This is a genomic window from Bradyrhizobium sp. HKCCYLR20261 (assembly GCF_051168435.1).
Taxonomy (GTDB): domain Bacteria; phylum Pseudomonadota; class Alphaproteobacteria; order Rhizobiales; family Xanthobacteraceae; genus Bradyrhizobium.
On sequence record NZ_JBNPUZ010000027.1, the window covers coordinates 21,436 to 35,324 of the forward strand.

General features: G+C 66.5%; 11 protein-coding genes. 3 read left to right on the forward strand and 8 right to left on the reverse strand.

The annotated features are described in order from the left end of the window. Positions 1-48: 48 nt before the first annotated feature. Positions 49-1,368, reverse strand: a complete 1,320-nt coding sequence (locus ACQR1L_RS33535) for a mechanosensitive ion channel family protein (RefSeq protein ID WP_434862184.1) — start codon at positions 1,366-1,368, stop codon at positions 49-51. A gap of 209 nt (positions 1,369-1,577) precedes the next feature. On the opposite strand from ACQR1L_RS33535, the gene ACQR1L_RS33540 reads away from it, so the two are divergent. Further along, positions 1,578-3,371, forward strand: a complete 1,794-nt coding sequence (locus ACQR1L_RS33540; protein ID WP_434862185.1) for a potassium/proton antiporter — start codon at positions 1,578-1,580, stop codon at positions 3,369-3,371. Between the two features lie 113 nt (positions 3,372-3,484). Here ACQR1L_RS33540 and ACQR1L_RS33545 read toward each other — a convergent pair whose 3' ends face one another. The 4 genes from ACQR1L_RS33545 to mepA all read right to left on the reverse strand — a co-directional run bounded on the left by ACQR1L_RS33545 (position 3,485) and on the right by mepA (position 5,603). Further along, on the reverse strand, positions 3,485-3,715 hold the full coding sequence (locus tag ACQR1L_RS33545; protein ID WP_434862186.1) for a type II toxin-antitoxin system RelE/ParE family toxin: 231 nt from the start codon (positions 3,713-3,715) through the stop codon (positions 3,485-3,487). Further along, complete coding sequence (locus ACQR1L_RS33550; protein ID WP_434862187.1) at positions 3,702-3,920, reverse strand: hypothetical protein; 219 nt, start codon at positions 3,918-3,920, stop codon at positions 3,702-3,704. Before ACQR1L_RS33550 ends, ACQR1L_RS33545 begins: the two co-directional genes overlap by 14 nt. Positions 3,921-3,986: 66 nt before the next feature. Beyond that, the gene (locus tag ACQR1L_RS33555) at positions 3,987-4,496 is read right to left on the reverse strand and encodes a hypothetical protein (protein ID WP_434862188.1); all 510 of its coding nucleotides are present in this window, start codon (positions 4,494-4,496) and stop codon (positions 3,987-3,989) included. Positions 4,497-4,661: 165 nt separating this feature from the next. Beyond that, positions 4,662-5,603, reverse strand: a complete 942-nt coding sequence (gene mepA, locus ACQR1L_RS33560) for a penicillin-insensitive murein endopeptidase (RefSeq protein WP_434862189.1) — start codon at positions 5,601-5,603, stop codon at positions 4,662-4,664. A 377-nt stretch (positions 5,604-5,980) separates the two neighbouring features. On the opposite strand from mepA, the gene ACQR1L_RS33565 reads away from it, so the two are divergent. Then, on the forward strand, positions 5,981-8,200 hold the full coding sequence (locus ACQR1L_RS33565) for a putative bifunctional diguanylate cyclase/phosphodiesterase (protein ID WP_434862190.1): 2,220 nt from the start codon (positions 5,981-5,983) through the stop codon (positions 8,198-8,200). 9 nt (positions 8,201-8,209) lie between these two features. On the opposite strand, the gene ftrA is transcribed toward ACQR1L_RS33565, so the two are convergent. After that, positions 8,210-9,199: a transcriptional regulator FtrA gene (gene ftrA / locus ACQR1L_RS33570; RefSeq protein ID WP_434862191.1), complete on the reverse strand. Its 990-nt coding sequence runs from the start codon at positions 9,197-9,199 to the stop codon at positions 8,210-8,212. 101 nt (positions 9,200-9,300) lie between these two features. On the opposite strand from ftrA, the gene ACQR1L_RS33575 reads away from it, so the two are divergent. Continuing rightward, the gene (locus tag ACQR1L_RS33575) at positions 9,301-9,699 is read left to right on the forward strand and encodes a rhodanese-like domain-containing protein (RefSeq protein ID WP_434862192.1); all 399 of its coding nucleotides are present in this window, start codon (positions 9,301-9,303) and stop codon (positions 9,697-9,699) included. A 190-nt stretch (positions 9,700-9,889) separates the two neighbouring features. On the opposite strand, the gene ACQR1L_RS33580 is transcribed toward ACQR1L_RS33575, so the two are convergent. Both ACQR1L_RS33580 and lepA read right to left on the reverse strand, forming a co-directional pair. Beyond that, positions 9,890-11,857 carry a methyl-accepting chemotaxis protein gene (locus tag ACQR1L_RS33580; RefSeq protein ID WP_434862193.1) on the reverse strand — a complete coding sequence of 656 codons (1,968 nt, stop codon included), beginning with the start codon at positions 11,855-11,857 and terminating at the stop codon, positions 9,890-9,892. A 133-nt stretch (positions 11,858-11,990) separates the two neighbouring features. Then, positions 11,991-13,802, reverse strand: a complete 1,812-nt coding sequence (lepA, locus tag ACQR1L_RS33585; protein ID WP_434862194.1) for a translation elongation factor 4 — start codon at positions 13,800-13,802, stop codon at positions 11,991-11,993. Positions 13,803-13,889 lie beyond the last annotated feature (87 nt).

Genomic DNA, 13,889 nt, shown 5'->3' on the forward strand with positions numbered 1-13,889 from the left:
AGAATCCCTCTTGAGCCGGTGCGACGGGATAGGAAAACGTCGGTGCCCTCAGGCCGTCGGAACCTCGACAGTGGTTTCGACCGGCAGGGCACCGCCGCGAACGCGAAGCTCTCGCACCGGATAGGGCACGCGGATGCCCTCGCGCTTGAACGCGTCCCACAGCGCCAGCATCACCTCGCTCTTGACGCTGTCCATGTAGCTGGGGTCGGCGATCCAGCAGGTCAGCGAGAACTTCATGCCGGCCTCGGTGAATTCGGTCAGCAGGCAGTTCGGCGGCTTGGACTTCAGCGTGCGCGGCATCTCGGCGGCGATGTCGGTGGCGAGCTTGACGACGACGCGCGGATCGGCGTCGTAATTGGTGCCGAAATTCACCTTCACCAGCGTGTTCTTGTCCGTATAGGTCCAATTGGTGACCTTCTGGGTGACGAGATCCTCGTTGGGGATCAGGAACTCGCGGCCGTCGCCGGCGGCGACCGAGATGTAGCGCGTGTTCATCGCGCTGATGCGGCCCGAGCTGTCGCCGATGGTGACGAGGTCGCCGGGCTTCACCGATTTGTCGGCAAGCAGGATGATGCCGGCGACGAAATTGGCGACGATGCGCTGCAGGCCGAGACCGATACCGACACCGGCGGCACCGGAGAAGATCGCGAGCGCCGAGAGGTTGATGCCGACGGCGCTGATCGCAATCGCGATGCCGAAGATCATCAGGCCCATGCGGACCATCTTGATCAGGAGCACCTGGATCGATGGCGTCAGGTCGGTGGAGCGCGTGATCCGGCTCTCGACGAAATTGCTGGCGATGTTGGTCAGCCAGAGCACGCCGAGCAGCAGGACGCCGAGCTTGATGACTAGAAGCGGCGTCAGCCTGAGGCCGCCGAGCACGACGGAAACCGAGTCGAGCGCATCGACCACGTTGTCGAGCTGGCCGATGATGCTGAGCGCGGCCACCAGCCAGGCCGAGATCGACACGATCTGCACGATGAAGGTGCTGCGGATCACCGAGGTGATCAGCCGGATCACGAGCCAGGCCAGCGCCAGCTTGAGGGCGACAGCGAGCAGATAGGAGCGGCTCGGCCAGGTCCACAGCACCATGCCGGTGCGCGCGATCCGCATCAGGATCACGAAGACGACGGTGGTCACGCTCTCCAGCAGCACCCGCAGCAACTGGCGAAGCGGGCCGGGCCAACCCATCGCCAGCGAGGTGACGTCGATGCGCGCGCGCACCGCGGCGCTCGCCGCAAACGCGATGCCGGCGCCGCTCAGCACCATGCCAAGCTGCAGATAGAACCAGGGCGAGGTGACCTCGGCGCCGATCGAGCGCGCCACGGTCTGCAGGAATTCGAGAACGTCTTTTAAATCGAAGTCCATCAGAGGGATCTCGGAAAGGAACGGAGGCGCGCGGGAGCCCGATTGGCGGGATTTAGCTCGTTTTCGTCACAGGCGATTGCCGCGAAATATACCCCGAACGCGGGCAGGGATGGAAAAATGGGCATATCGCCGCGATAAGAGCAAATCCGGTTGGCGTGCAAGTGTGGCGACGATAAGGATGTAAAACTCGGATCGATCAACGTTTTTTCATGTCATCCCTCGACGCCGTCAGCATTGCCATCCTCCTTGGCGCGATCCTGGTCATGGCCGGCATCCTGTCGAGCCTGCTGGCCCTGCGCTTCGGCGCGCCGCTGCTGCTCGTGTTCCTGGTGATCGGCATGCTGGCGGGCGATTCAGGCCCTGGTCATATCGAATTTCAGGACGTTCGTACCACCTATCTGGTCGGCTCGGTGGCGCTGGCGCTGATTTTGTTCGATGGCGGCCTGCGCACGCGCTTCCAGAGCATCCGCACCGTGCTGGCGCCGTCGATGGTGCTCGCCACCGCGGGCGTGCTGCTGACCGCGTTCATCACCGCGCCCATTGCGAAATACACCCTCGACCTCGGCTGGACCGAGGCGTTGCTGGTCGGCGCTGTCGTTGCGTCGACCGATGCCGCCGCCGTGTTCCTGCTGGTGCATGCGCAGGGCCTGCGGCTGCGTCCGCGCGTCGGCGCGACGCTCGAGGCGGAGTCCGGCAGCAACGACCCGTTCGCAGTGTTCCTGACCTTGATGTTGGTCGAGCTGATCTCGGTCGGCCACGGCAGCGTCGGGCATTTCGTGTTCGAGCTGGTCCGTGAGGCCGTGCTCGGCACGCTGTTCGGCATCGTCGGCGGCCGCCTGGTGGTGATCGGCCTCAACAAGGTCGCGCTTCCGCAGGGCCTGCATGCGCCGTTCGTCACCACGGCTGCGCTCGTCATCTTCGGCCTCGCGCAGATCGTCCACGGCTCCGGGTTTCTCGCGGTCTATCTCGCCGGCCTCATCGTCGGCAACCGGCCGACGCGGGCGCACAACTCGGTCGTCACCTTCCTCGACGCGGCCACCTGGCTCGCCCAGATCGTGATGTTCGTGCTGCTCGGCCTGCTGGTGTCGCCGCAGCGTCTGCTGGACAGCCTGCTGCCGGCAATCGCGGTCGCGCTGGTGCTGATGCTGGTGGCGCGCCCGGTCGCGGTCTTCCTCTGTCTCCGTCCGTTCCGCTTCAACTGGCGCGAGAAGGCGTTCATCGCCTGGACCGGCCTGCGCGGCGCGGTCGCGATCTTCCTCGCCTCCATCCCGATGCTGGTCGGCCTGTCCAACGCCTATCTTTATTTCGACGTCGCCTTCGTCGTCGTCATCATCTCGCTGCTGGCGCAGGGCTGGACGCTCGGGGTCGCCGCGCGCAAGCTGCACGTCGCGCTGCCGCGCACCGACCGCGGCCCGCGCCGTATCGAGCTCGACCTGCCCGGCCAGCTCGAGCAGCAGCTGGTCGGCTATGCGATCCGTCCGAAGAGCCTGTACTTCCGCCGCGGGCTGATTCCATCCTGGTCGAAGCCGACGCTCGTGATCCGCAATCAGCAGATCCTGTCGCCCGCGGAGGCCGAGCCGGTCGCGCCGGGCGACTATCTCTATCTGCTGGCGCCGCCGGAGAAGGCCGAGTCGCTCGACCGCTTCTTCGTCGACATGCCGCCGTCCTCCGCCCCCGATCCGCACCTGCTCGGCGACTTCATGGTCTCGGCCGAGCACACGCTCGACGAGGTCGCGGGCATCTACGGCGTGAAGCTTGGCGAGGGCGAGGACAAGCTGACGCTCGCGGATTATTTCGACATTCATCTCGACAACGCGCCGAAGGAAGGCTCAACCGTCGCCCTCGACACCATCGTGCTGGTGGCACGCTCGATCTCCGGCGGCCGCGTCAATGTCGTCGGCCTGCGCCTGCCCGAAGACGAAGAGGAGCAGCCGGCCCCGACACGGAAGGAGCAGGTCAAGCGCAAGCTCGCCGAGGTCTGGTCGTCGGTGGCGGGGGTGTGAGAGTGTCCACCCCGGCACTAATTCGCTGGGGGATTCTGGTCTGCGAAGATCGCGGCTATGTCTTGCCGTCCGTCAATGACACGGACGATCTGTGGTCCGTCCCCTGTGACTCGTTAGAACACGACGTGAGCTCCGACCGATATCGAACGTAGACCCGGCTGCAACTCGTCGCGAGCACGCCCCGCATGCGGAAATTCGATCAAGACGATCACGGTACGCTGAACATCGCGAAGCATGCGGTCGGCGGTTGGTGACCCGGCAGCAACGGCTAGATAGTCCCAAAGTCGGTCGAGGTCGCTGGCGGCCCCCGGCGACCAGAGCGCGCGACGCTCACCCGCGGACATGTCCCGCGTTTTTCCGCTTGATCAACTCTTCGATATCCAGCGTCTGACCTTTGCCGGCATCGAGAGACTGAATGCCCTGGTCGAGCATATCGCGAAGTGCCTGAAGCTTATCGACATGCGCAATCAGCTCCCGGCTGATCTGCTCCTGATCCGCCGCGGGTAGCCGCTCCAGCGCCGAAATTGCGTGTTCCAGTGCCTTGATCATGAAGACATGATACCGCATCTCCGGCAGGAGCGCACCCCCCGTCAATTCGCGAGATATTCTGCAAGCTCACTCCGCCGGCAGGATCGCGACTGATGCTGCCGCCTCCGGCGCGCCGCTGATCTGCAGCACGAACGGCTGTGCGCCGAGCTCGTACTTCACGATCTTGCGGATGCCGTCGCAATTGGTGGCGCCGCTGAAGGCGATCGGCTTGAGGACCTTGCCGTCCTGCACGACGTCGATCCAGGCTGCGGCTGACAGGCTCACGGTGTAGACGCCGGTCTTCACGCTCGCGATGCGGATCACGCCAGCGAAGGTGCCGTCCTTGGGCGCGCGTTCCGGCGGGCTGGGCAGCCTGGCATCGGCGAGTGGATGCAGTGTCAGGGCCATGCCCGAGGCAGGCAGCGCGGCGATCTCGGCGCCCGAGTCGAGGGCCTGACGGTCGGCCGCCGTCAGCGCGGCGCGTTCGCGCGCGATGTCCCATTTGAACTTGTCGCAGCCGCTCGGCTCAGCGGCTGACGCCGTGGTTGCAAACAAAGCGAGGAGAAGGGCAGTCGGAGCGGATCGAGGGAGGCGCATGAGGACGGCTCGCAGGACAGATGCGCGGCGGCTCGATGCGCCGCGGCGATCAATGAAGACGTGGGACCGTCATCCCGATGGGTGATCATCACGCTTACGGCGCGATGGCCGCAGTCTAGCGGATCGGCGTGCGCTGCCGCGACTCGCAATCGCGTGTGTCGTGCCTCAATTCCTGGCGTCCGGCGCGTGCAGCACGGCGCGGCAGCCCGGTGGCAGCTGCGCCATGGTGATCGGCTGCGGCGGCTTCGGCGGCTCCTTCGGTGGCGGCGGATGCAGCACGGCGTCCGAAAACCAGTAGTCGAGGTCGCCGCAGCCGTCGCCGCCGTCCTGGTCGGTCTGGCCGTGGCAATCCGGATTGCCCGGCGGACACACCATGCGGATGTGGAAGTGATAGTCGTGGCCCCACCACGGACGCACCTTGCTCAGCCAGCTGCGGTTGCCCTTGGCCTCGCGGCACAGCGCCTTCTTGATCGCGGCATTGACGAAGATGCGTTGCACCGAGGGCTCGAGCGCCGCCGCGCGGATCACCGCGACATGGCCCTTGGTGAACACGCGGGGATCGACGTCGAGACGATCCTGCCGCACCATCATCACCGCCGACATCTCCTCGCGCTCGTTGCGCGACAGCCGGTGCTCCGGCATCGGCGTCAGCCAGATGTCGGCGTCGAGGCCGATCTGGTGGCTGGCGTGGCCGCTCAGCGCCGGGCCGCCGCGCGGCTGGCCGATGTCGCCGACCAGGATGCCGGGCCAGCCGGCGTCCCTGCGCGCGCGATCCGCCAGCCGCTTCAATAGCGCGATCATGTTGGGATGACCGAAATTGCGGTTGCGGGACAACCGCATCACCTGCCAGTCCTCGCCATTGATCGGCATGCGCTCGGCGCCGGCGATGCAACCGCGATTGTAGGTGCCGATCACCTTGGTCGGCTGCGCGGAAGGCTGCAGCCGGCGGGCGAACAGCTCCTTGGCCGGTGTCTCGGGATCGTCCGGATGGGCGAGCGGCGGCAGCGCCTTTGGCTCCACGGTGCCCTTGTCCTGCGCAAGGGCTGGTGCCGCGGCGGTCACCGCAGCCGCACTCAGTGCGGTCATCAGAATCAGACGGGCATGCATTGCGGCAGTCTAGCGCCTGCCGGCGAGCAGGGAAGGGCACGCCGGGCACCGAATCTTAACGGTTGTGTAACCCTGCCGCGGAATTGGCACGACATCCCCAACAAGGCTCAATTGCCTGATTTAGTTCGGTAGTTGAACCCAAATTGGGGGGCGATTGCACGGAATGCGCGCAATTCGGCGCCGCTGAAATCGTGCAGCGCTTACCGTCGGTTGTGGCGCAATTTTTGGTTGACCATGTTGCCGGCGCAAGGCTCCCGCGATGCGAGAGTGTGTGGTCTTGCTCGCGCAATCAGTGATGCTAGGTTTCTGCATCAAGATACCATTTTTTCAGACACTTGGCTGAGACAATGGCCCCAGTAAGGAGAGTGAGGCGTGCGATGCGGCCCGTTCGGCCACCCAAGCCCAAGAAGCTGAATTGCGTGCCCCGCGCTCGTGGTTCCCGTCCGGCCAGACCCGCCCCGAAGCTGCGGCGGCACAACCTGCAGACGACGGCTGCGACCGACGAATCCGGCAAGCGCGCCGAGTGGGAAGCCGCCATCGCCGACGCCAAGACGGCCCATGATCGCCTGATGGAAGCGATCGACCTGCTGCCCGAAGGCATCGTCTTCCTGGACGCCGAAGGCCGCTACATCCTCTGGAACAAGAAATACGCCGAGATCTACAACCGCAGCTCGGATCTGTTCCAGCCCGGCGCGCGGCTGCAGGACACCATCCGGATCGGCATCGCGCGCGGTGAATATCCGGATGCGGTGGGCCGCGAGGACGCCTGGATCGCCGAACGTCTGCAACGGCTGTTCCATCCAAGCGGCCGTCATGAGCAGCGCCTGTCGGACGGCCGCACCATTCTCATCGACGAGCGTCTGACCGCTGATGGCGGCATCATCGGACTGCGTGTCGACATCACCGAGCTGAAGCAGCGCGAGGAATCATTCCGGCTGCTGTTCGACGGCAATCCGGTCCCGATGATCGTGTGCGCCAGCGGCGACGGCAGGGTGCTCGGCGTCAACGCGGCGGCGGCCCAGCACTATGGCTATGACCGTGCAGCCTTCGAGCAGCTCAGCATCCGCAATCTCCAGGCCTATGAGAGCGAGCCGCCGTGGGCCGGCGATCCGTCCGGCGAGGAGAACGCGGCCCGCACCTGGAAGCACGTCCGCGCTGACGGCACCCTGATCGACCTCGCGATCTACTCCCGCCACCTCGTCTATCAGGAGCAGCCCGCCGTGCTGCTGGCGCTGATGGACATCACCGAGCGCAAGCGCGCCGAGGCGCGGCTCGCCTTCCTGGCGCAGCACGATGCGCTGACCGGCCTGCCCAGTCGCAACCTGCTGCGCCAGAGGATCGACGACAAGCTCGCGCAGATGCGCCGCAGCTCCGAGAAGATCGCCGTGCTGGTGCTCGGTCTCGACAATTTCAAATCGATCAACGACACGCTCGGCCATGCCGTCGGCGACCGGCTGTTGCGCGGCGTCGGCAAGCGGCTGCGCTCGATCCTGCGCCAGGAGGACATCGTCGCGCGGCTGAACTCGGACGAGTTCGCCGTCGTGCAGGGCGGCCTGGCGCGACCGGAGGACGCGGCGCTGCTCTGCCGGCGCCTGCTGCAGGCGCTCGCCGATCCCTATCTCATCGATGGCAGCTCGGTCACGATCGGCGCGACGATCGGAATTGCGATGGCGCCGAATGACGGCGACGACGCCGAGAAGCTGCTCAAGAACGCGGACATGGCGCTGTCGCGCGCCAAGAACGAGACGCGCGGCACCTTCAGCTATTTCGAGACCGGCATGGATGCGCGGGCGCAGAGCCGCCGGCGGCTGGAGATCGAGCTGCGCGACGCCATCCAGCACGATGTGCTGCGGCCTTACTATCAGCCGCTGGTCGACCTTTCGACCGGCCGCATCACCGGCTTCGAGGCACTGGTGCGCTGGCCGCATGCCGAGCGTGGCATGATTCCTCCATCGGAGTTCATTCCGGTCGCCGAGGAGACCGGGCTGATCTCGGCGCTTGGCCGCACGATGCTACGCCAGGCCTGCCGGGACGCGGCGAACTGGCCTGATGATGTGCGCGTGGCCGTCAACATGTCTCCGCTGCAATTCCGCGTCGGCAATGTGCTGTCGCAGGTGATGGAGGTGCTCAAGCAGTCCGGCCTGCCGCCGAGCCGGCTCGAGCTCGAGATCACCGAGACGCTGGTGCTGGAGAAGAGCGGCCAGGTGCTGGCGACCCTGCATGCGCTGCGCGCGCTCGGCGTGCGCATCTCGATGGATGATTTCGGCACCGGCTATTCCAGCCTGAGCTATCTGCGCAGCTTCCCGTTCGACAAGATCAAGGTCGACCAGTCCTTCATCCGCGATCTCGCCGCCAATCGCGAGGCGCAGGCCATCGTCCGCTCGATCGTCAGCCTCGGCAAGGGGCTCGGCGTGACGATCACCGCCGAGGGCGTGGAGACCGAGGCGGAGCTGCGCTGCCTGCGCGCCGAGGGCTGCGACGAAGGGCAGGGCTATCTGTTCAGCCGTCCGCGCCCCAATGCCGAGATCGTCGGTCTGCTGCAGGCGCAGCGGGATGCCGCGGAGGGGACGACGGCGGGCAAGGCCATGGTGGCCTAAGCGTGCGCCTCATCCCGCAGCGGCCTTGAACCGCGCGCGGTAGGCGGCGGGCGACGTACCGACGCTGCGGCGGAAGGCGACCCGGAATGTCTCCAGCGACTGATAACCGCACTGCGCCGAGACGTCGGCCAGCGGCATGGTCGCGGTCTCCAGCAGTTCGCGTGCCCGCGCCATGCGCTCCTGTTGCAGCCATGCGGCCGGCGCTGATCCCGTTGCCTCCGCGAAGCGGCGCAGGAAGGTCCGCTCGCTCATGCCGGCACGCTTCGCCATCGCGCCGATCGCGATCGGTTGCGCCAGCCGGGCGCGCGCCCAGTCCATGACCTCGCCGATCGTCCGCCCCGGCCGCAACTGGATGGGAGCGGCGACATATTGCGCCTGGCCGCCGTCGCGATGCGGCGGCATCACTAGACGGCGCGCAACCGAATTCGCGACCTTGCTGCCGAAGTCGCGGCGGACGAGATGCAGGCAGGCATCGATCCCGGCCGCGCTGCCGGCCGAGGTGATGACATTGCCCTCGTCGACATAGAGCGTGTCCTCCTCGATGCTGATGCCGGGATAGAGCCGCTTGAGGTCGGGCATGTGCCGCCAATGCGTGGTGGCGCGCTTGCCGTCGAGCAGGCCGGCTGCCGCCAGCACGAAAACGCCGGAGCAGATCGACAGGCAGCGCGCGCCGCGCGCGGAGGCTTGCGCGATCGCCCGCAGCAGCCGCTCCGGCGGCCGTTCGTTGCGGTCGCGCCAGCCCGGCACGATGATGGTCCTGGCGTCCTTCAGCCGCGCCAGCGGCGCGCCGGCTTCGACGACGATGCCGCCGATCGCGCGCGACCGCCGCCCCTCGGCCGACACGACCTTGAACTGATACCAGGGGAAATCGAATTCCGGCCGCGGCAGACCGAACACTTCGACGGCGATACCGAACTCGAACGTGCACAGCCCGTCATAGGTGACGACGGCGACGAGGCCCGGATCGCGCGGGCGGGCGCTGGGGGCAGTTTGCGACATTGGCGGAAACTTACCGGACTTTGTCAGATCCGTCACTTGGGGCGAGAGCCGGCCTGCGCGAGATTGCGACCTCGATGATCTCCAGATTGCACGGACAAGCCATGACCACACACGTCACCGACGTCTCCGCCGCGCCGTCGGCAAGGGCGCTTCAGCATTTCGAGGACATGCTTGCCTTCGAGACGGATTGCTGGGACGTCCACGAGAGCCTGCGCGCGCCCGAGGTGGATTTCATCCTGGCCGACGTTCGCGGCCCGGTCTCGTTCGCGAAGGGACACATCGCGGGCGCCATCAACATGCCGCACCGTAGCATCACCGCCGAACGGCTGGCTGACATTCCTGCGGACAGGCTTTTCGTCGTCTACTGCGCCGGCCCGCATTGCAACGGTGCCAACCGCGCCGCCATCCGCCTCGCGCGGCTCGGCCGCCCGGTCAAGATGATGATCGGCGGCGTGACCGGCTGGATCGATGAAGGCTTTGCGCTGACGGCGAGCGACTGAGCGAGAGCCCGGCTCCCCTCCGCCAGGAACGGCGTCGTCCCGGCGAACGCCGGGACCCATACTCCGTGACGCCTCCGGTGAGACACCGCTGTAGCCTCAGCTCGCTCCAACTCCGGCGTCGGTGGTCATGGGTCCCGGCTCGAGGCCGGGACGACACCGGTTTTGTGGCGGGCCGTCTTGGCACCCCTCCCTAGGCCGCCTTGCGCAGCCCGGCCAGGAACGAGTCGATGCTCTTCGACAGCGCGTCGGCGTGCTGGCCGAGGTCGCGGGTGGCCACCATGACGTGATCGGCGAGCTGCCGCGACTGCTCGGCGGCATCGCTGGCGCCGACGACGTTCTGTGAGACCTCGGTGGTGCCGGAGGCCGCCTGCTGCACGCTGCGCGCGATCTCGCGCGTCGCCGAGCCCTGCTGCTCGACGGCGGCGGCGATGGTCGCGGCGATGCCGCTGATCTCCTGGATCGTGGTGCTGATGTCGCCGATCGCGGTGACGCAATCCGACGTCGCGGCCTGGATCGAGGTGACCTGGCCGGCGATCTCCTCAGTCGCCTTCGCGGTCTGGCCGGCGAGCTCCTTGACCTCGGCGGCGACCACCGCGAAGCCGCGGCCGGCCTCGCCGGCGCGCGCCGCCTCGATCGTGGCGTTAAGCGCCAGCAGGTTGGTCTGGCTGGCGATCGCATCGATCAGGCGCAGCACGTCGCCGATCTTCTCGGCGGCGGCAGCCAGGCTGCCGACCATCTCGGTGGTCTGCCGCGCCTTGATGACGGCGCCGTCGGCCACCTTGCTCGAATGCGTCACCTGGCGGCCGATCTCGGTCACCGACGATGCCAGCTCCTCGGAGGCGGCGGCGACCGTGGACACGCCGCTGGACGCCTCCTCGGAGGCGGCGGCGGCAGCAGCCGCGCGCTGCGACGCGCCGTTGACGCTCACCGTGATCTCGCGGACGACACGCTCCATGTCCTGCGTCGCGCTAGCCACCGCCGAGACCACGCCCTTGACGTCGGCTTCGAAGCGGTCGGCCATCTGCCGCTGCAGCGCCTGCTTCTCCTCTTCGGCGCGCTGCTGCGTCGCCTCCTGCGCATCGCGCAGGCTGCTCGTTTCGATCATCGTGCGCCGGAACACGTCGACGGCCCGCGCCATGGTGCCGAGTTCGTCCTTGCGTTCGCCACCGGGAATCGTGACTTCGGTGTCGCCGCTCGACAGGCGATGCATGACGGCGGTGATCGCGACCAGCGGTCGCGAAATGCCGCGGGCGACGAACAATGCGACGGCGACCGCGAGCAGCAGAATGACGACCGTACCGAGGATCAGCTGCTGCTGCGCGCTGCTGGCGGCGGCTTGATAGGCGGTGGTGTCCTTGATCACCTCGAGCACCGCGATCGGATCGCCGGCGTAGTTCTTGATCTGGCCGACATACAGCGCCGCGGGCTGGCCGGCCAGCGTCGCCTCGCGCTGGATCGGCGCGCCCTTGAACACCGCCTGCACTTCGTCGGTCGTGGCGACCGTCTCGTCGCCGAACGTCGACGACAGCCGCTTCGGCTGGCCTTCGTTGATCCAGTAGACGGCGAGATCGATGCCGTAGCGCTGCTTGGCCCGGTCGACGAATTCCTTGCCGAAGGCGGCGCCGACGTCGACGGTCGCGATCACCTTGCCGTCGCGCACCATCGGGGTCATGCCGAAGATGCCGAGCGACAGCCGGCTCTGCTCGACCCCGGCGATCTGCTTGCCGGTCTGGTTGGCCTGGACCACCGTGATGCGGCGCTTTGAGGTGTCGTCGCCGAACACCTTCGGCTCATGCACGCGGTAGAAGTTGGTGGCCGGCGGCGCCCATACGTTCACCAGCGGAATGCCCTGCGCCTTCAGCGAGGTCATGGCGCCGCCGAGCAGGGTGCCCAGCGCCTCGCGGTCACCCTTGAGATAGGCATCGGCGACCGGCGGCAACGCCGCGAGCGTCGAGCTCACCGCCAGCGCGGCGCGGCCCTCGTAATCGATGCCGGCGGCCACGCTGTCGAACTGCAGCTTGAGCTGCTGTTCCAAGGCGAGGCGGGTCAGCGACCGCTGCTGCATCACCGAGAATGTGCCGAGCACGGCGCAGGCGATGGCGACAGTGAGCGAAAGGGCGACGATGAGGCGGGCGGAGATCGATCGAAGGCGGGACATTCGGGGCATTCCTTGCTTTGCAGCAAGGGTCCCAGAATACCATTAAGGAACAGATACCGTAGTTGCACGGGAATGCAGATTCTGCCGGGAGGTGTCCGCCGCTTGCCTCCAGCGGACCGTGTGCGGCCCGGCCTCAGCTATCCACCTTGAGCGCGGCGATGAAGGCTTCCTGCGGGATGTCGACCTTGCCGAACTGCCGCATCTTCTTCTTGCCTTCCTTCTGCTTCTCCAGAAGCTTCCGCTTGCGCGTGATGTCGCCGCCGTAGCACTTGGCGGTGACGTCCTTGCGCAGCGCGCGCACGGTCTCGCGCGCGATCACCTTGCCGCCGATCGCCGCCTGGATCGGGATCTGGAACATGTGCGGCGGGATCAGGTCCTTCATCTTCTCGACCATCGCGCGGCCCCGGCCTTCGGCGCGGGTCCGGTGCACCAGCATCGACAGCGCATCGACCGGCTCGTTGTTGACGAGGATCTGCATCTTGACGAGGTCGGCCGGCTTGTAGTCGGTCAGATGATAGTCGAACGACGCGTAGCCCTTGGAGACGGACTTCAGCCGGTCGTAGAAGTCGAACACGACCTCGTTGAGCGGCAGATCGTATTTGACCATCGCGCGGGCGCCCACATAGGTGAGCTCCTTCTGATTGCCGCGGCGGTCCTGGCAGAGCTTCAGCACGCTGCCGAGGTATTCGTCCGGTGTCAGGATGGTGGCCTCGATCCACGGCTCCTGGATCTCGGCGATCTTGACGACGTCGGGCATGTCGACGGGATTGTGGATCTCGATCTCCTCGCCGTCGGTCAGCTTCATCTTGTAGATGACGCTCGGCGCGGTCGCGATCAGGTTGAGGTCGAACTCGCGCGACAGCCGCTCCTGGATGATCTCCAGGTGCAACAGGCCGAGGAAGCCGCAGCGGAAGCCGAAGCCGAGCGCGGCCGAGGTTTCCATCTCGAACGAGAAGCTGGCGTCGTTGAGCCTAAGCTTGCCCATCGCCGCGCGCAGCGTCTCGAAGTCGTCGGCGTCGACCGGGAACAGGCCGCAGAACACGACCGGAATCGCCGGCTTGAAGCCCGGCAGCATCTCGGAGACCGGCTTGCGGTCGTCGGTGATGGTGTCGCCGACGCGGGTGTCAGCGACCTCCTTGATCGCGGCGGTGATGAAGCCGACCTCGCCGGGGCCGAGCTCGTCGACCTGCTGCATCTTCGGCGTGAAGAAGCCGACGCGCTCGACGTCATACGCGGCACCCGTACCCATCATCCGGATGCGCTGGCCCTTCTTCATGACGCCGTCGACAATGCGCACGAGCACGACGACGCCGAGATAGACGTCGTACCAGCTGTCGACCAGCAGCGCCTTCAGGGTCGCCTCGCGATCGCCCTTCGGCGGCGGCAGCCGGGTGACGATCGCCTCCAGCACGTCGGGAATGCCGAGGCCGGTCTTGGCCGAGATCATGACAGCGTCGGAGGCGTCGATGCCGATGACGTCCTCGATCTGCTGCTTGATCTTGTCCGGCTCGGCGGCCGGCAGGTCGATCTTGTTCAGGACCGGGACGATCTCGTGGTTGTTGTCGAGCGCCTGGTACACGTTGGCGAGGGTCTGGGCCTCGACGCCCTGGCTGGCGTCGACCACCAGCAGCGAGCCCTCGCAGGCCGCCAGCGACCGCGAGACCTCGTAGGCGAAGTCGACGTGGCCGGGCGTGTCCATCAGGTTGAAGATGTAATCCTTGCCGTCCTTGGCGCGGTATTGCAGGCGCACGGTCTGCGCCTTGATGGTGATGCCGCGCTCGCGCTCGATGTCCATCGAATCGAGCACCTGCTCCTTGCCCGCCATCTCGCGGTCCGACAACCCGCCGGTCATCTGGATCAGGCGGTCGGCCAGCGTGGACTTTCCATGGTCGATATGGGCGACGATGGAGAAGTTGCGGATGTTGGGAATGGGGACGGTCGTCATGGGTCGCGCAAATAGCATCACAGGCCCCTCACCAGCAACCATATTGCTGAATTTCCAGGGCCTTTCTTCACGGCAAGCTGATTCCCC